Source organism: Rossellomorea sp. NRS-1567 (genome assembly GCF_050467885.1).
Classification (GTDB): domain Bacteria; phylum Bacillota; class Bacilli; order Bacillales; family Bacillaceae_B; genus Rossellomorea; species Rossellomorea aquimaris_C.
In genome coordinates this window covers 146,608-171,330 of the sequence record NZ_JBITPL010000015.1, presented here as the reverse complement: position 1 = coordinate 171,330, position 24,723 = coordinate 146,608, and the positions used below count along the sequence as shown (strand labels likewise).

The window sequence follows — 24,723 nt, the reverse complement described above, 5'->3', positions numbered from 1 at the left end:
ATTAAACTTCCATGATGATCGGTAAAATCATTGGTCTTCTTCGTGTTTTATTGAATAAATAGTAATTGAGCTGATCTCTGATATCTTGTTTAATGGTTGTCCATTCAAATGAACCTTTTTGCAGATAGGAATGTACTACATCCGTTACGATGCCTCCAGCTCCTTCAAGCAATTCTTCTGATTCCCTCACATAAACAAAGCCGCGTGAGATAATTTCAGGACCGGACACAATCGATTTGGATCTGCGGTTGATCGTCACAACGACCGTAAAGACACCGTCTTCAGATAATAGTTTACGGTCGCGAAGGACGATATTCCCAACGTCCCCTACACCGATTCCATCGATTAACACATTCCCGGCCTGCACCCGGCCGCTCATTCTCATCTTACCGTCCTTGTATTGAAGCACATCACCTTTATCCAAAATGAAAATTTGCTTATACGGAAGACCGATGTCGTGAGCGATCTGGCTATGCGCCACCAGCATTTTATATTCCCCTTGTATAGGAATGAAATACTTCGGCTTCATGATATTCAACATGAACTTTAGATCTTCCTGACTCCCATGCCCTGATACATGAACCTTCTTATTAGCGGTCAAGACGTTCGCTCCTGCTCTATAAAGCATGTCAATTGTCTTTCCTGCAATGACTTCCATGCCAGGCGAAGGTGAAGCCGTAATAAGGACTGTATCTCCCTCTTCGATATTCACAAGACGATGAGAGCGTTTTGACATCCGCTGCAAGGCTTCAAACGGTTCTCCTTGTGTTCCGGTGGCGATAATGACGACTTCATCTTTAGGATAATCACCAATCTCATCCATTCCGATGATCATCTCATCCCGTACGTGAAGATAGCCTAATTTCAATGCTATATCATATACTCTCTTCAAACTCTTACCCACTACGACCACTTTACGTTTATTTTGATCTGCAGCATCAAAAACTTGCTGTAGTCGAATTAAATTAGATGCAAAGCAAGCTACAATCACTCTACCGGATGCCATTCGTAAAGCGTCTGTTATATGTTGTTCAATGACGGCCTCGGAGGTTGTGTAGCCGGGTCTCTCCGCTTCTTTGCTGTCAGACAACAAACATAGCACTCCTTTTTCACCGATTTGAGCCATTTTGCCTAAATCCGGTCGATAAAGGTGTTTGGCAGATTGATCAAATTTGAATTCCCCGGTATGTACGATGACTCCTTCAGATGTATGTATACATACACCAACTGAATCCGGAATACTATGTGTGGTTTTAAAGAACGTTACATTCACTCCATCGAAAGTCAGGTGGCTATCAGAGTGAATCGTATAGAATTTCACATCTTCCCTGACATTTTCATCCTTCAATCGTGCCTTTACAAGAGCATTCGTTAAACGGGTGCCGTAAACAGGAGCTTTAATCTTATTGAGTACGTATGAAATCCCTCCAATACTATCCTCATGTCCATGAGTCAAAAAGATCCCTTTCACACGTTCTTTATTTTCGATCAAGTATTGAATGTCAGGAATGACGATATCAATTCCGAGCATCTCATTTTCAGGGAACATCAGCCCCGCGTCAACCACGAAAATCTCATGATCCACTTCGATCACGTACATGTTCTTACCGATTTCTCCTACTCCTCCGAGCGGTATGATCTTTATACTTTCATTCTTTGTCTTACTCACATTATGTCCTCCTATGCTGTGCCTTTCCCGATCTTTAATCAGTTACGTTTATTATACTTGATAATTTTTTGGGAGTACAACCAATTTTATCCTACCTATAATAAAATTAGGAAAAAGACTGCATTCAATTTTACTACATTACTATTTCGATACTACATGACTAAATCCTTCTTCTTTAAAAATAAATTAATCTATTACTGATTTTAGTGCCTTCTTTCCTGTCTATAGTAAAAGACTGTGAAGGATGGCCTTCACAGTCTTTTACTTAAGATAATACTTGTAATAATTGAGACAGCTTTGCTCTTTCCACTTCTGTCAGTGGAATTAATGGTAAGCGGACAGATCCAACGTCCAGACCCTTCATCTGCAGGGCAGTTTTAACCGGAGTTGGGTTCGGGCTGGCAAATAACCCTTTCATGACCGGAAGAAGCAATTGATGCATACCGGCTGCCTTTAAATGATTTCCACTTGTAAACGCAGCAACCATCTCTTGCATTTCGTTTCCGATGATATGAGAGGCAACAGACACGATTCCATTTCCACCTATTGACAACACAGGGAGAGTAAGTCCGTCATCACCACTGTATAGCATAAAGTCGTCTGATGTATGTGAAATGATTTCAGTCATGCTATCCAAGTCACCGCTTGCTTCTTTAACAGCTACAATGTTTTCAATCTCTGATAATCGAATGATGGTATCCGGAGAAACATTGACGCTTGAACGGCCAGGGATATTATACAGCATGACAGGTAAGGTTGTTGATTCAGCAATCGCCTTGAAATGCTGGAATAGCCCTTCCTGACTCGGCTTATTATAGTATGGAGCCACCAGCATGATGGCATCTACGCCTGCCTCCACTGCCTTTTTGGTAAGCTCGATTGAGGCGTGGGTGTTATTGCTTCCCGTCCCGGCAATAACAGGTACTCTTCCGTTTACTACTTTTACAACATGTCGAAATAAAGCAATCTTCTCTTCTTTTGTCAAAGTCGGAGACTCACCTGTGGTCCCGGCTACTACTAACGAATCTGATCCATTTTCAATCAGATATTGAATTAATTGGGTCGTCTTGGTGAAATCGATATTTCCTTTGCGGTCAAATGGGGTAACCATCGCCGTAGAAACGCGGCCAAAATTCAATCTTGTCACTCTCCTCTTTAGTTTATCCTATCCTGAATGTAGCGGTTCTCTCTTGTAGTTGAAACGTATCATGAAGTGCATTTATCGCATTAATCAGGTCCATCTCTTTCACCAGAACCCAAATAGTCGTATGACTATCTGCTGACTGGAGGATTCGAATTCCTTCGTTGGACAGAGAAGATACGATGGCTGAAGTCACACCTGGAACACCCGTCATCCCGGCTCCCACTACTGAAATCTTAGCACATTCTGACTCGACAATAGGTTTATGACCTATTTTATTTAGAACCGATATCGCACCTTCTGCCAGGGATGATGCAACAGTGTAAACAACTCCCCGTGGCGAGATGTTAATGAAGTCAACACTGATTCCTTCTTTAGCCATCGCTTTAAAGACTTCAGCTTGAAGATTGTATTGGTCTTCCTTCGCGAATACTTTTATTTGCGTAAGGTTCGGTACATGGGCTATTCCTGTTACGGGATGACTCCGGAATTCTTTGTGTGCTTTTGTATTTTCAAGTGTAGTCACAAGCGTCCCTTCACCATTTGAATAAGTAGAACGAATCCGGATTGGAACATTTGAATTCATCGCAATTTCAACTGCTCTTGGATGAATCACCTTTGCTCCCTGATATGCCATATTACATACTTCATTATAAGAAACAACCGTAATAGGTCTTGCTTTCGATGATATGCGGGGATCGGCAGTCATGACCCCTTCAACATCGGTGAAAATATCGATGAATTCAGCTTTTAATGCCACTCCTAATGCAGAAGCCGAAGTATCACTTCCCCCTCTGCCTATCGTGGTGACATCACCATCTTTCGTTGCACCTTGAAAGCCGGCTACCACCACTGCATCGTGTTCTTCAAGCTCTTTGACCAAACGGCTGCATCTCATTTCCAAAATTTTCGCATTGTTAAAATCATTATTAGTCCGGAATCCCGCCTGAGCCCCAGTTAAAGCGGTTGACCGGATTCCATGCTCAAGAAGCATGTTAGAAAAGACCAGGCTGGAAATGATTTCTCCACAAGATAATAATAAGTCTTGCTCTCTCTTACTTATTGAAGTATTCCTGCCACCGATAAGGGATAATAGGGAGTCAGTAGCGTAAGGTTCACCTTTTCTTCCCATAGCTGAAACGACTACCACCACTTTATAACCCTTATCAATCGCTTGCTTTGTGTGGGCAAGCGCCTTTGAGCGACTTGCCTCATCACGTACAGACGTTCCACCAAATTTTTGAACGATCACTTTCATGACTACACCTCATTGTCATATGTTCAAGAGGTATGTGAGAACGATTAGTGGAAATAAGGAGATCTATAGCTGAAATGGTCCCTCTTCGTTATTTAATTATACCAAGTTTCATTAGACTTTCTGCGATTTGAACTGAGTTCCAAGCCGCTCCCTTAAGTAAGTTGTCAGACACAACCCACATATGGAAGCCCTTGTCTTCATCAAGATCTTTACGCACCCTGCCGACAAATACATCCGGCTTTCCTACTGCATGTGCAGGCATCGGATAAACCTGTTCTTCCGGGACGTCTTCCAAAGTTACTCCAGGAGCATCTTTTAACAGTGAGTGGATATCATTCACTGTTACAGAACCCTTCTCAATTTCAATATATACACTTTCTGAGTGACCTGTTACAACAGGTAATCTTACGCATGTTGCCGATACCTTTAATGACGGCATATGCATAATTTTTTTTGTTTCATTGATCATTTTCATTTCTTCAAAAGTAAAGCCATTTTCCTGGAATTTATCAATTTGAGGAATGGCGTTATAAGCTATCTGATAATGCTTTTTATCCCCTTTTACAGGTAGCACACTTGGCTCAAATGATTCACCGGACAATATGGCTTGTGATTGCGCGTGAAGCTCATCTATGGCCACTGCACCTGCCCCTGAAACGGCTTGATAGGTAGACACGATTACTTTCGATAAACCATATTGTTTACGAATCGGTTCAAGTGCTGCCACCATCTGGATCGTAGAACAGTTAGGATTCGCAATGATTCCATTATGAAGTTTGATATCTTCTTCATTCACCTCTGGAACTACAAGAGGAACATCTGGATCCATTCGGTATGCACTTGTATTGTCGACGACGATAGCTCCACGTTTAACGGCTTCAGGAGCAAGAAGTTTGGATACACTACCCCCTGCACTAAATAAAGCAATATCTACCCCTTCAAAACTTTCGGGCTTAGCTTCTTCAACCGTCCATTCTTTCCCTTTAAAGGTAACGGTGGACCCGGCTGAACGGGCCGAAGACAATAATGTCAATTGTTTTATTGGAAAGTCCCTTTTTTCTAGTGTTTGTAGCATCTGTTGTCCAACTGCACCTGTGGCACCGACAACCGCTACATGTAATCCCATTGTATTCAAAATCTTCTCTCCTTCCAACCATTCAGTATTCTCATAGTAGGTATACCTTTTAGTCTATTACTATAATAAAGAATATTTTAACATAAACAATTATTCGACAATAGGGAATTTTATATTTGTGCCTGGATTATTTATAAAACTTTAAATATTTATACATGAAAAGAAGGCCATCTTAACGGTGCAAGTTGATAGCCTTCTCCATCTATTAATCTAAATATCTTTCGATTACAACAGGCTGAAGCTGTCTTCCTTCAATAGCCGCTTCTATCGTTTCCTGAATCAGCGTCATTCTGGCTACCATTGATTTCGGTTTGCTTTCAGGTGCATCCTGCCCAAATGGGATAAAATAAATATCTTTGGTTGAAATTAATCTCATTAGGTTTACACCGTTTAAACCAAGAGCATCATTTGTCGAAATCCCCAGTACTACAGGACGGTGATTACGAAGAGTCGCTTTAGCAGCCATCAACACTGGAGAATCTGTCATTGCATTTGCGAATTTGCTCATTGAATTTCCTGTAAGTGGAGCGATCACCATACAATCCAATGGAATTTTAGGACCGAGTGGTTCTGCCTTTACGATTGAATCGATCACCCTATGACCCGTAACGTCCTCAATTCGCTTAATCCAGTCTTCTCCTTTACCGAATCTCGTTTCTGTATTCATAACAGTTGAAGTCACAATCGGCATCACTTCTGCTCCGTTATTCACTAATCGTTCGATTTCCGGGAATACGGCATCATACGTACAATGAGAACCTGTCAGACCAAACCCGATTCGTTTTCCTTTCACACTCATGATGAACTCTCCTTTCCTAAATCAAGATCTTCCTCTAACAATTGACAAAGTACATTCGCGAGTATCTGGCCAGCTGTCTTAGGTGCCACGATCCCTGGCAATCCCGGGGCTAACAATGCTTTAATTCCCCGTTTTTCTGCATAACGAAAATCTGTACCTCCAGGCTTTGAAGCCAAATCGATGATTAATGTATGAGCCGGCATTTTGGCTATCACAGCAGCCTTCACTATATGCACTGGAATTGTGTTAATACATATATCACAATTCTCAACCTCTTTTTCTAAGTTATCTAAGTGGAATGGCTCTAAGCCCATTTCAGTCACCCTGGCCAGATGCTCACTTTTCCGGGCACCAACCTTGACCTTTCCGCCTAAATGATGAAACGTTCTAGCTACACTCATACCTACCCTACCCAGACCCAATATGACAATCGTAGATCCATGAATCGTAAAGTCTGTATGTTGAATAGCCATCATAATCGTTCCCTCTACTGTAGGAATAGAATTATAAATGGCAACATCGTCTCTCTCAAACAACTGAACAAGTTCCCGATTCGTTGAAGACATTATTTCATCCAAATACTTATTACTAATTCCTGAATAGATCGTACAGTGCTCTGGCGTCTGAGACACAACTTCTTCTGTTAAAACGATTTTCTCATTGGAAAAAATCGTATCAATTTCTCCTTGTAGATTCGTGCCGGGTACAGGTAAGATTATGGCATCAATAATTGAGAAGTCCACTTCACTCAGCTTTTCTTTCGTAGCCCCTGTAAAGGCATGATCTAGTTGTTCAAAACCTACGAGTGAGATTTTTGCATCCAACTCAGTAAGCTTCCGAATAATCTCAAGTTGACGAGCATCTCCGCCTAGAACTGCGATCTGCATTCCGGTCAGCATCACTGATTTCACCTACTTTTTACATAATCGCTATTCTAAATCCCTTTTCACTTCAACAGTGTATGTTGCACATACCTAATGGGTGAGAAGAAAAGCAGGTAGAGACTGTTTAGAATGTAGGATTGTTTTTGTAAGGGAGCGGATGTAAGAGGTCAGGAAAGGATAGTAGTCGTAGACAAATTTCATTCAGGTGTTACTATATGTATCTTCCTATTACACTGACTCCTTCCAACGTTTTGGAGAGGGACATCTTATTTTATTGCAAGGCCAAATAAAAAAACGGGGAGGCCCCGTTTCAATAGATTATCTATTTCGTTATTCATTCGATACTTCCAGAATGATCATATCCGCTCCGATTGTTCTGATTTGCTGCCAAGGTACCCGGATTTCCCCGCCTTGCTTTCGCAGCCATTTACCGGTCGGGATGATAAGCGCATTTATGCTTCCAGACTTATCATTGAATTCAAGATCGGTTTGCCCAAGAATTCCAAGACGTTCTGCTTTTTTATAATCGACTATTTCTTTTCCGCTTAACTCGCTTAATCTCATGAAGGTTTCCTCCCTAAAAAAGCTCTGTATTACAATGTATACACTGTCCACTTTTTTTAGAAGAAATTCTTCGTTATTTCCATCCAATGTGATGATTCATTCAAAAAAAAGCAGACTTAAGCAGTCTGCTTTTTCCTGTTATTTCCTCATATTTTGAGGGAGATTCCCATCCGGACTGATGAGGGATATAGCATAATCATCTTTAAAGATATCAAGAGCTAACTGATTTACCTTGTCCATCGTAACGCCGTCGATTTCTTCGACAATCTCATCCAGCGTACGGTGGCGTTTTAGTAGCAGCTCATTTTTCCCGTTACGACTCATCCGGCTATTCGTGCTTTCTAAACTCAGCATAAGGTTACCCTTTAATTGCTCTTTGCTGTTTAGTAATTCTTTAGAGGTTATACCATCATCTTTCAGGGCTTGCAGGGTGCTGTCGATCGTATCAAATAATTGATCTAACTGATTGGCTCCTGTCCCTCCATAAATGGTAACCATTCCGCTATCTTCATATGCAGAATGATAAGAAAACACGGAATACGCAAGTCCTCTTTGTTCGCGAACCTCTTGAAACAGACGGGATGACATACTGCCACCTAACACGTTGTTTAATACGATCAAGTTATAGATGTCCGGATGCCCGATTTGCAGACCGTCAAATCCTAAGCATAAATGGGCTTGTTCTGTATCTTTTTTCCGGGCAAGCTTATTGTTGTGAAAGGCGGGCTTCACACGGTCCTCAGGTCCTTTACCACCTTCATAAGATCCGAATAGCTTCTCGACTTCTTTGATGAATGTTTCATCCACATTTCCTGCTACAGACACCACTACTTGATCAGGGGTGTACATGTCATGCATGTACTCTTTCAATTTAGCTTGATTGAATGAGTTCAGTGTTTCTTCCGTTCCTAGAATCGGATAGCCAAGTGGATGCTCTTCATAGATCGCCTTGCTTAGTAAGTCATGAACGATATCATCCGGGGTATCTTCATACATTTTTATCTCTTCATACACTACATTTTTTTCTTTATTCAATTCCTCTTCTACATAGGTAGAGTTAAAGAACATATCAGAAAGTGTATGTAATGCATAATCCGCATGATTGTCCAATACTTTTGCATAATAGCAGGTGTATTCCTTTGAAGTAAATGCATTGACCTGTCCGCCGATGCTGTCAAATGACTCTGCTATTTCACGGGCCGTTTTCGTTTTTGTGCCTTTGAAAAACATATGTTCCAAAAAGTGGGATATGCCGTTGTTTTGTTCCGTTTCATTGCGTGAGCCGGTTCCAATCCAGACCCCAATCGCTACAGAACGAACGTGAGGTATTTCCTCCAGCACGATTCTTAGTCCATTTTGGCATGTATATTTCTTTATCAAGAAATTTCCTCCTATTCATGATGCAAACTTACTGCTTCTTATTACTATTTCCCTGTTCTGACGAATTATCGACGTCTTCCACGATTCTCTCTTCTTTAATCAAGCTTGAGATCGTACCAAGCCTTAAATTTTTTTCTTTTATTTGAAGAATCAACATGTTTAACGAATTGGCCGTAGAAGCTGTCGGGTGCATCAGTACAATAGCTCCCTTGTGCATCTTTCTCATTACACGCTCGATTAACACGCTTGGTTGTGGTTTTTGCCAATCAATCGTATCCACACTCCACATGATCGTTCTCAAGTGCATTTCGTCTGCAATATTTATGACTTCCTCCCGGTAGCTGCCGCTTGGTGGAGCAAACCACTTCACTTTCTCCCCTGTGGTCACTTCAATTATTTCATTCGTCTTTTTCAATTCTTCTCTTACTTTGGCTGACTCCAATGATTTCATATCAGGGTGAGAATATGAATGATTTCCCACTTCATGTCCTGCATCTACGATCATCTTCGCTAAGTCCGGGTTATTTTTCACCCATCTCCCCTCTAAAAAGAACGTAGCATATACTTGGTGTTTTTTCAAAGTTGCAAGCATATCCGGGATATATTCATTTCCCCATGCTACATTGATAATAAAGGAGACCATTGGTTTATCCGGATTCCCTCGGTAAACAGGGGAAGCAGGTAAATCAGGTAAGTGCGTTTCAGGAGGGATTTGCTTGTAGATCAGTTTATCTTCATCGAAAGATTTTTCTTTTTTCATATTTTGAAGAGACGCTTCTACATCCACTTTCAAACCATTATATCCTGGTGTAGCTTTCCAAACTGTATCTATTACAGCATCTTGAGCTGGGACTTCCCTCAATTTTGCTTCTTCTTTTATTTTTCGGGTTAGATCATTTGGTTCGCTTACTCCATTCACTTCTAACGATTCTTGTTTTAGTCCTGTCACATACTGATCTGATAATGGATTTTCAACGACAACTAAAGTCAGAATAGCAATTAGACTAATTCCAATCAAGTATTTTCTATCCATACCTGTCCACCTTCCTTCTCCTAAAAACATATGAAGGAAAAGGAGCTTGTAGAACATAAGCGGAGGGGGCAACGCTCCAGAGGCGCCAAGCATAAGGCGAAGATATCGGAAAGGCACTCTTTCCTTTCTGATATCTTTGCCTTATGACCTCGAGGGGCTAGCCGACGTAGCTGGATGATACAAAAGCGGAGGCTACTCCTACAGGCATGAATGAAAATTCCACAGATAAAAAAAGCCGCCCCGGAGGAGAGTTTGCTCCTTACAGGACAGCCTGCCAATCTCAAAAGATTATGCCTGGTTTTGTTCTTCTTTTTCACGCTGCTCTTTAAGAACTGCTTTTCTGGACAAGTTGACTCTACCCTGGTTATCGATGTCAAGAACCTTAACAAGGATCTCATCGCCGATCGCTACTACATCTTCTACTTTGCGAATACGCTCTTCTGCAATTTCAGAAATGTGTACCAGTCCATCTTTACCACTGAAGATTTCTACGAATGCACCGAATTTTTCAATTCGTTTTACTTTCCCCAGGTACATTTGTCCAGCTTCAACTTCTCTTACTATATCTTCAATTGTTTTCTTAGCAACTTTGTTCATCTCTTCATCAGTAGATGAAATGAAGATCGTACCGTCTTGCTCAATATCAATCTTAACGCCTGTTTCGTCGATGATTTTATTGATTTGTTTACCACTTGGTCCAATAACATCACGGATTTTATCAGGGTTAATATGCATGGTTAAAATTTTCGGTGCATATTGAGAAAGGCTGGTTCTTGCTTCACCGATTGTTGCTAACATGCTATCAAGGATCTGCATTCTTCCTTTTTTCGCTTGTTGAAGTGCTTCTTCAAGAATTTCTCGGGATAGCCCATCAATTTTGATATCCATTTGAAGAGCGGTTACACCCTTAGAAGTCCCAGCTACTTTAAAGTCCATGTCACCCAGGTGATCTTCCATCCCTTGAATATCCGTTAAAATGGAATAGTTTTCACCAGATTTGATCAGACCCATGGCGATTCCTGCTACAGGTGCTTTAATAGGAACACCGGCGTCCATCATCGCTAATGTACTTGCACAGATACTTGCTTGGGAAGTTGAACCATTTGATTCAAGTACTTCGGAAACAAGGCGGATTGTATACGGGAAGTCTTTCTCGTTTGGAATAATCGGATCCAATGCTTTTTCCCCTAGTGCACCATGTCCGATTTCACGACGACCTGGTCCTCTGATCGGGCCCGTTTCCCCTACACTGAATTGAGGGAAATTGTAATGATGCATGAATCGTTTTGATTCTTCAATTCCTAGACCATCAAGAACTTGTACATCTCCTAAAGCACCTAATGTACAAATGCTTAGTGCTTGAGTTTGTCCACGTGTGAACAGTCCTGAACCATGTGTTCTTGGTAATAAACCAACCTCGGAAGAAAGTGGACGAATCTCGTCGACTTTACGGCCATCAGGACGGACTTTATCTTCCGTAATCAAGCGACGAACTTCATTTTTCACAAGCTTGTCTAATACCTTTTTCACTTGCTTCAGTGTAGCTTCATCAGCTTCCTTCTCTTCTTCATAAACAGCCATCACTTTTTTCTTAACTGCTTTAATTGCTTCTTCACGAGCATGTTTTTCCTGAACTTGAATCGCAGGGATCAGTTCGGTTTCACATATTGAACGAACCTCCGCTTCAACGGCTTGATCAAGTTCAACAAGTTGAATTTCTGATTTTTCTTTACCGACTTTAGCAACAATTTCCTCTTGGAAAGAGACTAAGCGCTTTATTTCTTCATGACCAAACATGATTGCCTCAAGCATTGTCTCTTCCGGTACTTCATCTGCACCTGCTTCAACCATGTTGATGGCATCTTTCGTACCGGCTACAGATAAATGAATCTCACTTTTCTCCAGCTGTTCCACTGATGGATTAATAATAAATTCACCATCAATCAGACCAACTATAACTCCAGCAATCGGACCCTCAAATGGGATATCAGAAACAGAAAGTGCCAGTGAAGATCCGAACATAGCTGCCATTTCAGATGAACAGTTTTGGTCTACACTCATCACTATACTGATTACTTGTACTTCATTACGGAATCCATCTGCGAACAATGGACGGATAGGGCGGTCGATTAAACGGCTTGCCAGGATCGCTTTTTCACTTGGACGCCCTTCACGTTTAATAAATCCTCCTGGGATTTTACCAACAGCATATAATCTTTCTTCATAATTCACAGTCAGTGGGAAGAAATCCAGTGGTTTTGGCTCTTTTGAAGCTGTTGCACTACTTAATACCGCAGTATCTCCGTAGCGTACCATTACCGCTCCATTGGCTTGTTTGGCAAATTGGCCTACTTCGACCGTTAATTCTCTTCCTGCCCATTCAATGGAAAAGATTTGTTTAGTTTGTTCCATAAAGTGTGCCCCTCTCTTTATATATCACTAAAGGGTTCGGCCTGTACCAAACCCGGATAAATATTGTAAATAAACTATTCTATATCATGCACATTTGTGCCGTTATATTCGTTTGGATGAATAACATAAGGAACTATGTAAATATAGCATGTTCTCTCAATGGAAAGTTCTATATACTCGCATTAAGGACTCGAATTAACTCTTATGTACATATTATGTATTTTAGACAAAAACTATATAATTGAATACTTTTCGTGATAAAAATTTTTAAAAACAAGTGGGGGATCATACAAAGATTTCCACTTATCAAAACTAAAGAAAAAGCGGGACATAATCCCGCTTCCTTTGTCTGTTTATCGACGTAAACCTAATTTGTTGATTAACTCACGGTAGCGTTGTACATCTTTCTTACGTAGGTAAGATAATAGATTACGACGGTGACCTACCATTTTTAGAAGACCGCGACGAGAGTGGTGGTCTTTCTTGTGAACGCGTAAGTGATCGTTCAGATTGTTAATTTCTTCAGTTAGGACAGCAATTTGAACTTCTGGAGATCCAGTATCGTTCTCATGTACTTTGTATTCACTGATAAGTTCGTTTTTACGCTCTTTAGTGATAGCCATCCTTTTCACCTCCTAATAATTTCTTTCAAATCCCCTGTTACTGAGCAGCCGTTGGTGAATCGTGATGCCAAGCAAAGGTTCATTTCATACGCTATTTAGAATACTACTCTTTTCAACAAAAATCAAGTATAAACCTCAAATTTCCGAAAAGTAGTGGATTGCTTTGTCTTTATCTTTCTGAATTTGCGAGATTAATTCCTCTATCCCCGAAAACTTCTGTTCATCTCTAATTCTTTCATACCATTCGATATACACTTCTTCGCCATATATTGATGCATGAAAATCAAAAATGTGAACTTCGATTGATAGAGAATATTCATCAGGATTTTTAAAAGTAGGCTTATAACCGATATTGCATACACCATCGAACCATTTATCATGAATTTTCATTCTAACAGCATATACTCCCACTTTAGGAGTAAGATAGTCGTAAGCCAACTCAATATTGGCAGTGGGAAAGCCAATTTTTCTGCCTCTCTTATCCCCGTGTATGACTGTCCCTTTCATCTTAAACGGCCTGCCCAGGAGCTGACGAACCTTCTTTACGTCGCCTTCTTTAAGGCATTCTCTTATGAACGTCGAACTTACTTTGGAGTCATCGTCTGTAAGCTTCGAAATTATAGTAGAAGTAAACATATCGCGTGAATGGAATGGAAGTGTTTCCATCGTCCCTTTTCCTAAACGTCCATATGAGTAATCGAAGCCTGCTACTACATGCAGTGCATTGAGTCCAATGATGTATTGATCAACGAAGTCCTGAGGGATCAGACTTGCAAATTCTGATGTGAATCGGACAATAAATAAATAATCCACACCCAATTCCTCTATAATTTCTTTCTTGTCTTCCAGAGGTGTTATGTAGTGTATATGCTTGTGCTTATGACCTAATACAACTGAAGGATGAGGATCAAATGTCATCACCGCACTACAAGCTTTGAGCTCCTTCGCTTTTTCTACTGCTGCCCTGATCACCCTCTGATGTCCTCTATGGACCCCATCGAAGTACCCTAGAGCCAACACAAGGGATGGAAAATCATTCTTACTAATTGAATGTGGATGATGTACAGTTATTACTTTCACAGTATTTCACCTTTTTTCACTAGTCGTTGAAAAGCACTTTGACAGGCTTGATAACCCCTGTTTTGTCCGGGTGACGGCGATAAATGGCAATAACCTTGCCATGATACTCCATCACTACTTCACTCGTTTCCGGCCAATCCTCAGGCTCTTCCAAGCGTGCTCCGTTCTTCACTTTCTCTGCTAATGTATCATTAATTGCCATTTTCGGCAAATGAGAAAGCCCCATTTCCAGTGGGAGAAGAAGTCCTTGTGGATTCCCATTATCAACGAACTCTTTCACATCTTCTAAGGTAAAACAGTCCTCTTTCCTAAAACAGGCTGATTGTGTACGGGTAAGGGCTGACATATGAGCTGGATATCCAAGTCTATTTCCAATTTCAACAGCAAGGGTTCTCACATAAGTCCCTTTGCCACAAGACACTTCGAATGAGAAAGCGGGATTTTTGCTGTCTAACTCATCCCAATCCTCCAGTAATTGAAGCTTATGGATACGAACGGTTCTTGATGGTCTATCCACTTCAATCCCCTGTCTTGCATACTCATATAACCGTTTACCGTTTACCTTTACCGCTGAATACATTGGAGGGGTTTGCGTAATATCGCCGGTTAAACTTCTGAGAATCTCATCAACCTCTGCTCTGGTAATCGTACGGTCCAACGCCTTCTCTACAACAGGTTCACCCCAAGCATCTTCTGTCGTAGTAGAGAAACCGAGAGTGACTTCCCCTTCATAGGTTTTTCCCGATGCTGTAATGTACTCTGCTATCTTCGTAGCTCTTCCTATACAAATCGGAAGTACACCAGATACTTCCGGATCAAGCGTGCCTGTATGGCCCACCTTTTTCGTTCTAAGGAGCTTCCTTAATTTAAATACACAATCATGTGACGTCATGCCACGGGGCTTCCATAGGGGCAGGATTCCATTCATGTTAATACCTCCACTATTATTTCTTCTTTAATACAACAATTAGAAAACAAAAGGACTAATCCATTGGAATTGTCATTCCTTCCGGATCAGCCCTTTCTAGTTACTCATCTGTGTCTTTAGACTCTTCTGGTTCATCTTGAACTTTTCTTAATAAAGTTTCAATATGATTACCATAATCAATCGATTCATCAAACTCAAAAATAATTTCAGGTGTTTTGCGCAGACGGATTCGTTGTCCTACTTCAGAACGGATGAAGCCTTTTGCCTTTGCCAGACCTTTAAGCGTGTTTTCTCTTTGGTCTTCTCCACCTAGAACGGTAATATACACTTTTGCCTGTTGTAAATCACCAGTTACCTGCACGTCTGTAACTGTCACAAAGCCAATGCGCGGGTCCTTTATTTTTCGTCCGATAATATCGCTGAGCTCTTTCTTCATTTGCTCGCTAACACGATTCGCACGATGGCTCATCAATATCACCTCTTATATATCGTTAATGGTTATATGTTGGAACATAAGCAACTCTCTATAACGACTCGATTTGGGTCTCCAGTCTCTCCCACTCCGGAAAAGAATCAATGAATTTCAATGCATGCTCAATTTCTCTTTCACTGGCTCCTTTGGAAGAAGCGACGGTGACGATGGCAATCCTGGTTCGTTGCCATACATCCTGGTGTCCGATTTCAGAGACAGATACATTAAATTTTTGTTTGAGGCGTGACAAGACCCTCTGCAGGACCGCCCGCTTTTCTTTTAAAGAGTGAGAATCATAAATCATGCACTCACATTCAACATATGTGATCATTTACGTGTAATTTCCTCCATGATGAAGGCTTCGATTACGTCGCCCTCTTTCACATCGTTAAAGTTCTTAATCGTAATACCACATTCGTAACCTTTGGCTACGTCTTTAGCGTCATCCTTAAAACGTTTAAGGGCATCCAGTTCACCTTCAAAGATAACAATTCCATCACGAATTAGACGAACGCCGCTGTCGCGAGAAATTTTACCTTCTGTTACATAGCTTCCCGCAATAGTACCTACTTTAGACACTTTAAATGTTTGACGAACTTCTGCTTGACCAATGATTTTTTCTTCGAATTCAGGGTCCAGCATACCTTTCATAGCAGCTTCAATTTCCTCCATTACCTTATAGATAATACGGTGTAATCGAATTTCTACTCCTTCAGCATCAGCCGTACGTTTCGCATTTACATCAGGGCGAACATTAAAGCCTATAACAATGGCGTTGGACGCTGCTGCCAGTGTAATATCTGATTCGTTAATCGCTCCCACACCAGTGTGGATGATACGAATATTTACACCTTCAACTTCAATTTTCAGCAATGAAGCGGCAAGAGCTTCTACCGAACCTTGAACGTCCGCTTTAAGAACAAGGTTGAGATCCTTCATTTCACCTTGTTTCATTTGTTCAAACAGGTTCTCAAGGCTTACTTTGGACTTCTCTCCCCTCTGAGCTTGCAGAGCTTGAGAAGCACGAGATTCACCAACGGAACGAGCCGTTTTCTCATCTTCAAATACAACGAAACGATCCCCTGCTTGAGGAACATCATTTAAACCTGTGATTTCAACAGGAGCAGATGGACCCGCTTCTTTCACACGGCGACCAAGGTCATTGACCATTGCACGAACACGTCCGAATGTATTCCCTACTACGATAGGGTCTCCAACTTTTAATGTCCCGTTTTGAACAAGTAAAGTCGCTACAGATCCCCGGCCTTTGTCTAATTGTGCTTCAATTACCGTACCTTGAGCAAGGCGATTCGGATTTGCTTTAAGCTCTTCCACTTCACTGACAAGTACGATCATTTCAAGTAAATTATCGATCCCTTCTCCTGATAATGCAGATAGTGGTACGAAGATTGTGTCTCCACCCCAAGCTTCAGGAACCAGTTCGTATTCCGTGAGTTCTTGCATTACACGATCCGGATTCGCAGCTTCTTTGTCCATTTTATTAACGGCAATGATAATTGGAACTTCAGCAGCTTTGGCATGGTTGATTGCTTCGACTGTTTGAGGCATGACCCCATCATCAGCAGCAACAACAATGATCGCAATGTCGGTTACTTGAGCACCGCGGGCACGCATCGTTGTGAAGGCAGCATGTCCAGGAGTATCAAGGAAGGTGATCTTCTTTTCATCCACTTCTACTTGATAAGCACCGATATGCTGAGTGATTCCTCCAGCTTCTCCTGCCGTTACTTTCGTGTTACGGATGGAATCAAGCAGAGTTGTTTTACCGTGGTCAACGTGACCCATGATTGTCACAACAGATGGACGCTCTACTACTTGTTCTTGTGTGTCTTCAGTGAAGTATACTTCAAGATCAGTGGCATCTACTTTGATCTCTTCCTCTACTTCGACTCCATATTCTCCTGCAATTAGCTCAATTGATTCTTTATCTAGTTCTTGGTTTATTGTTGCCATGACACCAAGCATGAATAGCTTTTTAATGATTTCAGATGGCTCTTTGTGAAGCTTTTTCGCGAGCTCTGAAACTGTCAATGACTCTGAGAACGTAATTTTTGAAGGAAGTTCTTTTTTCTTGGCAGGCGGCTGTTGCTGTGGAGCCTGTTTGAAATTTTTATTTTGCCTGTTTTGTTTGTTATTTTTGTTTTTGTTGTTGTTATTATTATTATTGAAGACCTTCTTCTCCTTTGATTGGTGCTGTTGTTCGTGTTTTTTTCCTTCACGACTTTTCGGTGCTGATTTTACTTTTTCCTTGTTCGGAGCTTCTTCTGTCTTTGATGCATTTGCCTTGGAATCCTTCTGGCTAGGTTTCTGACTGCCTGAATCCCCTTTGTACATCGCGTCTAATTTAGTTACTGCGTCGTCTTCTATAGTTGCCATATGGTTTGATACCTCAATATTCAGTTGCTTTAATTTTCCGATAACATCTTTGCTTGAAACATTGTATTTTTTTGCATATTCATAAACACGCATCTTGCTCATATGTTCACCCCCACTGAGATTCATCGAGCAGTTCGGATAATTTCCCGGCAAAGCCTGCATCCATTATAGCCACCACTACCCTGGCTTCTTTTCCAATGGCCTGACCTAAATCGTTTCTGCTTTCCACCAAGCTAACCGGGACATTGTAGGATTTACATTTGTCCGTGATTTTCTTGTATGTATTAGCAGAAGCATCTTTGGAAAGAATCACAAGTTTTGCTCGTCCACTACGAACTTCTTTAATAACAAGCTCTTCACCTGAAATAATCTTACGTGCCCGATTCGCCAATCCTAAAAGTGACATCCAACGATTTTGATTCATACGCTAAACGTTACTCCTTCTCCACAAGGCTAATCAATTCATCGTAAAGAGATTCATCTATTTTCGCTTGTAATTGATTGGCTAATGTATTTTTCTTTTTTGCTTGTAAAATGATGTCTTTATCCTTGGAAAGATAAGCTCCACGCCCTGACTTCTTACCCGTGGGATCGATGGAAACCTCCCCTTCTTTCGAGCGGACAATCCGTATCATTTCTTTCTTCGGTTTCATTTCACCCGTTGCCACACATTTGCGCAATGGGATCTTCTTATTTACACTCATCTGACTCACCTCTTAATCTTGATTATCAAAATCAATATTTAAAGGCTCGTTATCATACTCTTCCTCTTCATCTTGAGGAAGGAATGACTCTTCTCGAGGATATAATCCCTGGTCACGAGCGTCTGTTTCACTCTTGATATCAATCTTCCAGTTTGTCAATTTGGCTGCAAGACGGGCATTTTGGCCACGTTTACCTATTGCAAGTGAAAGTTGATAATCCGGAACAACTACTCTTGTCGCTTTATCAACTTCATTCACCTGTACATCCAGCACTTTCGATGGACTTAAAGCATTGGCTACGAATGTTACAGGATCTTCTGACCATTGAACGATGTCAATTTTTTCACCTTTTAATTCGTTTACAATTGCCTGTACACGTGCACCCTTGGTTCCCACGCAAGCTCCAACGGGATCTACCTCGGAATTTTCTGCGTGAACAGAGATTTTAGAGCGATCTCCGGCTTCACGTGCAACAGATTTGATTTCTACCGTTCCATCAAAGATTTCAGGAACTTCGATTTCAAATAACCGCTTCAGTAATCCGGGGTGTGTTCTTGAAACAAAGATTTGAGGACCTTTTGTCGTCTTCTCAACCTTTGTAATAAACACTTTAATACGATCATGAGGTTTATATGTTTCATTTGGCATCTGCTCGCTCACTGGTAAAAGCGCCTCAATCTTGCCTAGTGCCACATAGATAAAGCGATTGTCCTGACGTTGAACGATACCTGTCATGATATCTTCTTCGCGATCCACAAATTCGGAATAGATAATTCCTCTTTCAGCTTCTCTTACTCGTTGGGTAACAACCTGTTTAGCTGTTTGTGCAGCGATACGGCCAAAGTCCTTTGGTGTAACTTCCAACTCAACTACGTCTCCAACCTCATAGCTAGGGTTAATTTCCCCGGCGTCTTCGACAGAAATCTCAAGGCGGGAATCAAATACTTCGTCTACAACTTCTTTACGAGCGAAAACTCTCATCGTACCCGTTTCAAGGTTAAGGTCTACACGGACATTTTGTGCTTGGTTGAAATTTCGTTTGTAAGCCGACACAAGTGCAGCTTCAATTGCTTCAATGATGACATCTCTTGCAATGCCTTTCTCTTTCTCTAAAACAGTAAGAGCATCTAATAACTGAGTGCTCATGGTGGTTTCATCCCCCTTTATAGTGCGGTTAGTTCCTATGAAAATGTAACAGCTAATCGTGCGATCGCTATCTTATCTGTTGGAATTTCAACCTTCTTTTTTCGAGTCTTAATGGTTACTTCTAATGCTAATTGGTCTGAAGTATAGGAAAGAAGTGTGCCTTCGAAGGCCTTTTCACCGTTCAACGGCTCATATGTTTTCACATAAACGTTTTTGCCGATGGCTTTCTCAAAGTCCTTTTCTTTCTTTAAAGGACGTTCAGCTCCCGGTGAAGAAACTTCTAAAAAGTAATTATGAGTAATTGGGTCAATTTCATCTAACTTTTCACTAAGTCTTTCACTTACTATTCCGCATTCTTCAATGTCAACACCTGAATCTTTGTCGATAAATACACGAAGAAACCAATTGGATCCCTCTTTCACATATTCCATATCGATGAGTTCTAATGACATGTCGTCTAAGATTGGTGTAACAAGTTCTTCTACAAGTGTTGTTATTTTGCTCATACTTACCTCCTGGTCTATATGAAAATCTTGCACCAAGACTAGAAATGATAGTTCAAAAAATCTCCATGTAATAACGAAAGAGTGGGGTGCGACCCCACTCTTCTACCTTTAGAGCTATCTTTAGTATTTCCAATAAAAATATACCATAATCAACATTTTTATGCAAACAATTCCCATGGTATCAGCTTAGAACAGGGATAATTGGTTCTTATCCGGCAAGGCTTCCAAGCAGCCGTGATTGTCCAGGTACTCAATGATTGTCTTGGAGACGCGACCTCTTTGTTGAAGATCTTCTTTAGAGAGAAACTCCCCATTCTGTCTTGCATTCACAATATTGATTGCCGCATTCGTCCCAAGGCCGGGAATCGAGTTGAACGGAGGAATCAATGAATCTCCATCAATCACAAATTCAGCCGCGTGTGAACGATACAGATCTACCTTTTGGAACTTGTAACCCCGCTCACACATTTCAAGGGCCAACTCCAGTACTGTTAACGTGTTCTTTTCTTTCGGAGATGCATCCAGGCCTTTGCTGTTGATTTCTTCTATCTTAGCCCTGACTGCTTGAGATCCCCTCACCATTGCTTCAATATCGAAATCCTCTGCACGGACGGTGAAGTAAGCAGCATAGTAAAGAAGAGCATGATGCACTTTAAAGTAAGCAATACGAACAGCCATTAATACATAGGCAGCAGCATGGGCTTTCGGGAACATATATTTGATCTTCAGACAAGAATCAATATACCAGTCCGGTACCCCATTCTTTTTCATCTCTTCTACCCATTCATCCTGCAGTCCCTTCCCTTTACGTACAAATTCCATTATTTTAAAGGCAAGTGAAGGCTCGAGTCCTTGATAGATGAGATAAACCATAATATCATCACGACAACCGATTACTTCGCTCAGATTACAAATGTTATTATGAATAAGCTCTTGTGCATTGCCAAGCCATACATCAGTACCATGTGAAAGGCCTGAAATTTGAACAAGCTCTGAAAATGTCGTCGGTTTTGTATCCTCAAGCATTTGACGAACAAATCGTGTACCGAATTCCGGGATTCCGAGTGTACCGGTCTTACACATGATTTGTTCTGCTGTCACTCCGAGCGGTTCCGTTCCACTGAAGATTTTCATCACTTCAGGGTCATCTGTCGGAATCGTCTTCGGATCGACACCTGATAAATCCTGAAGCATACGAATAACGGTTGGATCATCATGACCAAGAATATCAAGCTTCAAAAGATTATCATGAATGGAATGGAAATCAAAGTGCGTTGTTTTCCATTCCGAGCTTGAATCATCAGCAGGAAATTGAATGGGTGAGAAATCGTAGATATCCATATAATCAGGTACTACTATGATCCCTCCAGGATGCTGTCCGGTTGTTCTTTTCACTCCGGTACATCCACTTACCAATCGATCGATTTCTGCTCCGCGGATTTGCAGCTGATGATCATTGGCGTATCCTTTTACATACCCGTAGGCGGTCTTTTCCGCCACAGTACCGATTGTACCTGCCCGATATACATTATCTTCACCGAACAGAACCTTCGTATAGTTATGGGCGTTAGGCTGATATTCACCCGAGAAGTTCAAATCGATATCAGGAACTTTGTCTCCTTTAAATCCAAGGAATGTTTCAAACGGAATATCATGACCATCCTTCTTGTATGGAATTCCACAATCAGGACAATCTTTATTGGGCAAATCAAACCCGGATCCTACCGATCCATCATCAAAGAACTCGGATTTCTTACAAGATGGACATACATAGTGGGGGGATAAAGGATTCACTTCCGTTATTTCTGTCATTGTTGCAACAAAAGAAGACCCTACTGATCCACGGGATCCTACCAGGTAACCATCATCCAATGACTTTTTCACGAGTTTATGTGAAATTAAATAGATGACTGCGAATCCATGACCGATAATACTCTTTAATTCCTTTTCGAGCCTTGCTTCTACAATTTCAGGAAGGTTCTCTCCGTAAATGCTTTTCGCCATGGCATAACTCATGCGACGCATTTCTTCATCAGCGCCTTCAATTTTAGGCGTATATAGATCATCTCTGATTGGTTTAATTACATCTACAAGATCGGCTATTTTGTTGGAGTTATCCACAACAATTTCTTTCGCTGTTTCTTTCCCTAAGAAAGAGAATGCATCCTGCATTTCATTCGTTGTTCTAAAATGAACATCAGGAAGTTCGTGTCGGTTCAACGGATTCGCCCCGCCTTGAGAGCCAACGAGAATCTTCCGGTAAATCTTGTCGTTTTCATTTAAGTAATGCACGTTACCGGTAGCCACTACCGGTTTATCCAATTTCTTACCAAGATCCACAATGTTTTTTATGATATCTTCAAGGTTTTTCTGACTTTGTACCAAATCCAACTCGATTAAATGTTGATAGACTTCTTTTGGATGAACTTCCAGGTAATCATAAAATTGAGCCTTTTCCTCAACTTCTTCTTTCCCTTTTTGCATCATCCCTTCAAACACTTCGCCTTTGTCACAGCCTGAACCTACGAGAATTCCCGTTCGATACTTTTGAAGCTGGGAGCGGGGAATTCGCGGAACACGGAAAAAATAATTCATATGAGAAATGGATACTAGTTTATAAAGGTTCTTTAAACCTTCTTCCGTTTGGGCAATCAGCGTGCAGTGATAGGGTCTTGACCGCTTGTATGCATCACCTTTCCCCATGTAATCATTGAATTGATTATGATTGGTGATACCTTTTTCAACGGCATCCTTCAGCATTTTCAATAACAAATATCCAGTTGTTTCAGCATCATAGATCGCTCGGTGATGCTGGGTCAGTTCAATATCAAATTTCTTGGCTAACGTATTTAAACGATGATTCTTGAATTGAGGATACAGTAGTCTGGCAAGTTCCAGCGTATCGATGACAGGATTAGTCGCTTTAGGCAGTCCTGCTTTTTGATACCCTGCATTCAAGAAACCCATATCAAAGGAAGCATTATGTGCAACTAATATATCTTCTCCTGCCCATTTATGATAGTCGAGAAGAACATCGTTTATTTCAGGTGCCGTTTGCACCATATCATCGGTAATACCCGTTAATTCAATGGTTGTAGCGGATAAAGGATGATGAGGGTTGGCAAACGATTCAAATTTATCGATGACCTCACCATCTTTGATTTTCACCGCAGCGAGTTCAATGATGGTGTCGTAAACGGCCGAAAGTCCGGTTGTTTCAACATCAAATACAATAAAAGTACTATCTTCTAAAGGAAGATCCCGGTCGTTATAGGCAATTGGAACCCCATCATCAACAAGATTGGCTTCCACACCATAGAGAAGTTTAATATCATTCTTCTTGCTTGCGCTATAAGCTTCCGGGAAGGATTGTGCAACGGCATGGTCCGTTATCGCAACCGCTTTATGCCCCCATTTTTTTGCTTGGGCAACAAGGCTTGCCACTGAAGAAACGGCATCCATCTGACTCATTGGAGTATGCATGTGAAGCTCCACCCTTTTTTCATCAGCGGGAGCAGTATCCAACCTCAGAACCGGTTTGATTTCATTCACATCGTTGGCGATCATCACCAGGTCACGCACGAATGTATCATTTTGAATACTTCCACGACAGCGGACCCACATACCTTTTTTCATATTGTTCATGATAGCTGCGTCCTCTTTGTCCCTCGAGAACATTTTGACCAGGATCGAACTTGAGTAGTCTGTTACTTTAAATGTTAATAAAGTACGACCACTACGTAATTCACGTGTTTCACAATCGAAAACATATCCTTCAATCGCGATCCGTCTTTCTTCGTCATAAATCTCTTCGATCTTCCGGAAGTCAGCATCGTCTTTAATCGTAAGACCAAGCATGAATGGACCGCTGGGTGCACCACTTGCTTCCTCTTTTTCAGCCTTTTCCATTTCAATAAGGGCTTGTTTGGCTCTCTCTTGATCTTCTTTAAGCTTTTCTTCTAAAAATTTCTCATACTCATTGCTTTGTTCCTCTACTTGACTTACCTCTGCATCCAATACTAGTTTAGGAAAACCAAAGTTCTCGAAAGTAGAAGTGATCATTTCACCGTATTTTCTTTTTAACTGTGTTGCTTCTGTATCATTGGAAGCAACCACAATAATTTTATTTCCATTGATTTTCGGCTTTTGAGTATTTAATAATTTTAATAAAGGCGGTGATATACCTTGAATTTCTTTCACACACTCCTGCCAATAGTCTAAAATGTGCTGATCTGAAATCTGGGTATTCACCACTTTTATCGTAAATCCTACGTTTGCAATATGTTTAAAGGATGTCTGCAGTGCGATTGAAAATTTACTCCACACGTTACAAGGAATGATTTCTTCGAATGTAAAGTAAAAATGCCATTTCTTCTCCTTGCGAAACACCGCTAATTTTTCAATTTCAGCGTTTGGAAAGTACTTTACAAAGGCATCCTCTGTTAACCCTAATTGCTTTAGCAACAGCTGAAACCTCTCTCTTTTGCCCAGGGGCTTTTCTTCCATGATCCTTCTCCCCCATTTCTAATCGTGTTATTTACAGTAGAAAAAGGGCTGACAGCTAAGGATTGCCTCCTTTAAAGTCGAGCCCT

At 41.1% G+C, this 24,723-nt stretch carries 21 protein-coding genes; all 21 read right to left on the bottom strand.

Annotated features, from left to right (window positions below; genetic code table 11):
• Position 1: 1 nt before the first annotated feature.
• On the bottom strand, positions 2 to 1,669 hold the full coding sequence (locus ACIFOD_RS10285; protein WP_430314508.1) for a ribonuclease J: 1,668 nt from the start codon (positions 1,667 to 1,669) through the stop codon (positions 2 to 4).
• Positions 1,670 to 1,934: 265 nt separating this feature from the next.
• The gene (dapA, locus tag ACIFOD_RS10280) at positions 1,935 to 2,807 is read right to left on the bottom strand and encodes a 4-hydroxy-tetrahydrodipicolinate synthase (protein ID WP_430314700.1); all 873 of its coding nucleotides are present in this window, start codon (positions 2,805 to 2,807) and stop codon (positions 1,935 to 1,937) included.
• 22 nt (positions 2,808 to 2,829) lie between these two features.
• Entirely contained in the window at positions 2,830 to 4,068 is a 1,239-nt protein-coding gene (gene dapG / locus ACIFOD_RS10275; RefSeq protein ID WP_430314507.1) for an aspartate kinase, read from the bottom strand.
• 88 nt (positions 4,069 to 4,156) lie between these two features.
• Entirely contained in the window at positions 4,157 to 5,194 is a 1,038-nt protein-coding gene (asd, locus tag ACIFOD_RS10270) for an aspartate-semialdehyde dehydrogenase (protein ID WP_430314698.1), read from the bottom strand.
• Positions 5,195 to 5,408: 214 nt separating this feature from the next.
• Complete coding sequence (locus tag ACIFOD_RS10265) at positions 5,409 to 6,002, bottom strand: dipicolinate synthase subunit B (RefSeq protein ID WP_113968175.1); 594 nt, start codon at positions 6,000 to 6,002, stop codon at positions 5,409 to 5,411.
• Entirely contained in the window at positions 5,999 to 6,901 is a 903-nt protein-coding gene (dpaA, locus tag ACIFOD_RS10260; protein ID WP_113968176.1) for a dipicolinic acid synthetase subunit A, read from the bottom strand. The genes ACIFOD_RS10265 and dpaA overlap by 4 nt, the downstream gene beginning before the upstream one ends.
• 315 nt (positions 6,902 to 7,216) lie before the next feature.
• A complete protein-coding gene (locus tag ACIFOD_RS10255) occupies positions 7,217 to 7,450 on the bottom strand; it encodes a YlmC/YmxH family sporulation protein (RefSeq protein ID WP_430314506.1) in 234 nt (77 codons plus the stop codon).
• Positions 7,451 to 7,588: 138 nt separating this feature from the next.
• The gene (locus ACIFOD_RS10250; RefSeq protein ID WP_324748126.1) at positions 7,589 to 8,830 is read right to left on the bottom strand and encodes a M16 family metallopeptidase; all 1,242 of its coding nucleotides are present in this window, start codon (positions 8,828 to 8,830) and stop codon (positions 7,589 to 7,591) included.
• Between the two features lie 28 nt (positions 8,831 to 8,858).
• Entirely contained in the window at positions 8,859 to 9,863 is a 1,005-nt protein-coding gene (locus ACIFOD_RS10245; RefSeq protein ID WP_430314505.1) for a polysaccharide deacetylase family protein, read from the bottom strand.
• 288 nt (positions 9,864 to 10,151) lie between these two features.
• A complete protein-coding gene (gene pnp / locus ACIFOD_RS10240) occupies positions 10,152 to 12,275 on the bottom strand; it encodes a polyribonucleotide nucleotidyltransferase (RefSeq protein WP_430314504.1) in 2,124 nt (707 codons plus the stop codon).
• Between the two features lie 353 nt (positions 12,276 to 12,628).
• Positions 12,629 to 12,898 (bottom strand): 30S ribosomal protein S15, encoded by a 270-nt coding sequence (gene rpsO, locus ACIFOD_RS10235; RefSeq protein ID WP_034760125.1) that lies wholly within the window; start codon positions 12,896 to 12,898, stop codon positions 12,629 to 12,631.
• 135 nt (positions 12,899 to 13,033) lie between these two features.
• Positions 13,034 to 13,978: a bifunctional riboflavin kinase/FAD synthetase gene (ribF, locus tag ACIFOD_RS10230; RefSeq protein ID WP_397551678.1), complete on the bottom strand. Its 945-nt coding sequence runs from the start codon at positions 13,976 to 13,978 to the stop codon at positions 13,034 to 13,036.
• A 19-nt stretch (positions 13,979 to 13,997) separates the two neighbouring features.
• On the bottom strand, positions 13,998 to 14,906 hold the full coding sequence (truB, locus tag ACIFOD_RS10225; RefSeq protein ID WP_430314503.1) for a tRNA pseudouridine(55) synthase TruB: 909 nt from the start codon (positions 14,904 to 14,906) through the stop codon (positions 13,998 to 14,000).
• 100 nt (positions 14,907 to 15,006) lie between these two features.
• Entirely contained in the window at positions 15,007 to 15,375 is a 369-nt protein-coding gene (gene rbfA / locus ACIFOD_RS10220) for a 30S ribosome-binding factor RbfA (protein WP_113968183.1), read from the bottom strand.
• 55 nt (positions 15,376 to 15,430) lie between these two features.
• On the bottom strand, positions 15,431 to 15,709 hold the full coding sequence (locus ACIFOD_RS10215; RefSeq protein WP_149155542.1) for a DUF503 domain-containing protein: 279 nt from the start codon (positions 15,707 to 15,709) through the stop codon (positions 15,431 to 15,433).
• Positions 15,706 to 17,877 carry a translation initiation factor IF-2 gene (infB, locus tag ACIFOD_RS10210; protein ID WP_397551680.1) on the bottom strand — a complete coding sequence of 724 codons (2,172 nt, stop codon included), beginning with the start codon at positions 17,875 to 17,877 and terminating at the stop codon, positions 15,706 to 15,708. Before infB ends, ACIFOD_RS10215 begins: the two co-directional genes overlap by 4 nt.
• A 4-nt stretch (positions 17,878 to 17,881) precedes the next feature.
• The gene (locus tag ACIFOD_RS10205) at positions 17,882 to 18,199 is read right to left on the bottom strand and encodes a YlxQ family RNA-binding protein (RefSeq protein ID WP_113968186.1); all 318 of its coding nucleotides are present in this window, start codon (positions 18,197 to 18,199) and stop codon (positions 17,882 to 17,884) included.
• A 10-nt stretch (positions 18,200 to 18,209) separates the two neighbouring features.
• The gene (gene rnpM, locus ACIFOD_RS10200; RefSeq protein WP_113968187.1) at positions 18,210 to 18,479 is read right to left on the bottom strand and encodes an RNase P modulator RnpM; all 270 of its coding nucleotides are present in this window, start codon (positions 18,477 to 18,479) and stop codon (positions 18,210 to 18,212) included.
• 12 nt (positions 18,480 to 18,491) lie between these two features.
• Entirely contained in the window at positions 18,492 to 19,625 is a 1,134-nt protein-coding gene (gene nusA / locus ACIFOD_RS10195; protein ID WP_113968188.1) for a transcription termination factor NusA, read from the bottom strand.
• Between the two features lie 35 nt (positions 19,626 to 19,660).
• Positions 19,661 to 20,131, bottom strand: a complete 471-nt coding sequence (rimP, locus tag ACIFOD_RS10190; protein WP_428973896.1) for a ribosome maturation factor RimP — start codon at positions 20,129 to 20,131, stop codon at positions 19,661 to 19,663.
• 186 nt (positions 20,132 to 20,317) lie between these two features.
• Positions 20,318 to 24,637 carry a PolC-type DNA polymerase III gene (locus ACIFOD_RS10185; protein ID WP_430314502.1) on the bottom strand — a complete coding sequence of 1,440 codons (4,320 nt, stop codon included), beginning with the start codon at positions 24,635 to 24,637 and terminating at the stop codon, positions 20,318 to 20,320.
• Positions 24,638 to 24,723 lie beyond the last annotated feature (86 nt).

Bases quoted from the DNA above. Each gene is read 5' to 3' on its own strand.
- rimP (WP_428973896.1), bottom strand. From the start codon at position 20,131: ATGAGCAAAATAACAACACTTGTAGAAGAACTTGTTACACCAATCTTA.
- nusA (WP_113968188.1), bottom strand. From the start codon at position 19,625: ATGAGCACTCAGTTATTAGATGCTCTTACTGTTTTAGAGAAAGAGAAA.
- ACIFOD_RS10245 (WP_430314505.1), bottom strand. From the start codon at position 9,863: ATGGATAGAAAATACTTGATTGGAATTAGTCTAATTGCTATTCTGACT.
- dpaA (WP_113968176.1), bottom strand. From the start codon at position 6,901: ATGCTGACCGGAATGCAGATCGCAGTTCTAGGCGGAGATGCTCGTCAA.
- ACIFOD_RS10215 (WP_149155542.1), bottom strand. From the start codon at position 15,709: ATGATCACATATGTTGAATGTGAGTGCATGATTTATGATTCTCACTCT.
- truB (WP_430314503.1), bottom strand. From the start codon at position 14,906: ATGAATGGAATCCTGCCCCTATGGAAGCCCCGTGGCATGACGTCACAT.
- rbfA (WP_113968183.1), bottom strand. From the start codon at position 15,375: ATGAGCCATCGTGCGAATCGTGTTAGCGAGCAAATGAAGAAAGAGCTC.
- ACIFOD_RS10255 (WP_430314506.1), bottom strand. From the start codon at position 7,450: ATGAGATTAAGCGAGTTAAGCGGAAAAGAAATAGTCGATTATAAAAAA.
- rpsO (WP_034760125.1), bottom strand. From the start codon at position 12,898: ATGGCTATCACTAAAGAGCGTAAAAACGAACTTATCAGTGAATACAAA.
- dapG (WP_430314507.1), bottom strand. From the start codon at position 4,068: ATGAAAGTGATCGTTCAAAAATTTGGTGGAACGTCTGTACGTGATGAG.
- ACIFOD_RS10265 (WP_113968175.1), bottom strand. From the start codon at position 6,002: ATGAGTGTGAAAGGAAAACGAATCGGGTTTGGTCTGACAGGTTCTCAT.
- asd (WP_430314698.1), bottom strand. From the start codon at position 5,194: ATGGGATTACATGTAGCGGTTGTCGGTGCCACAGGTGCAGTTGGACAA.
- rnpM (WP_113968187.1), bottom strand. From the start codon at position 18,479: ATGAGTGTAAATAAGAAGATCCCATTGCGCAAATGTGTGGCAACGGGT.
- infB (WP_397551680.1), bottom strand. From the start codon at position 17,877: ATGAGCAAGATGCGTGTTTATGAATATGCAAAAAAATACAATGTTTCA.
- ACIFOD_RS10205 (WP_113968186.1), bottom strand. From the start codon at position 18,199: ATGAATCAAAATCGTTGGATGTCACTTTTAGGATTGGCGAATCGGGCA.
- ACIFOD_RS10185 (WP_430314502.1), bottom strand. From the start codon at position 24,637: ATGGAAGAAAAGCCCCTGGGCAAAAGAGAGAGGTTTCAGCTGTTGCTA.
- pnp (WP_430314504.1), bottom strand. From the start codon at position 12,275: ATGGAACAAACTAAACAAATCTTTTCCATTGAATGGGCAGGAAGAGAA.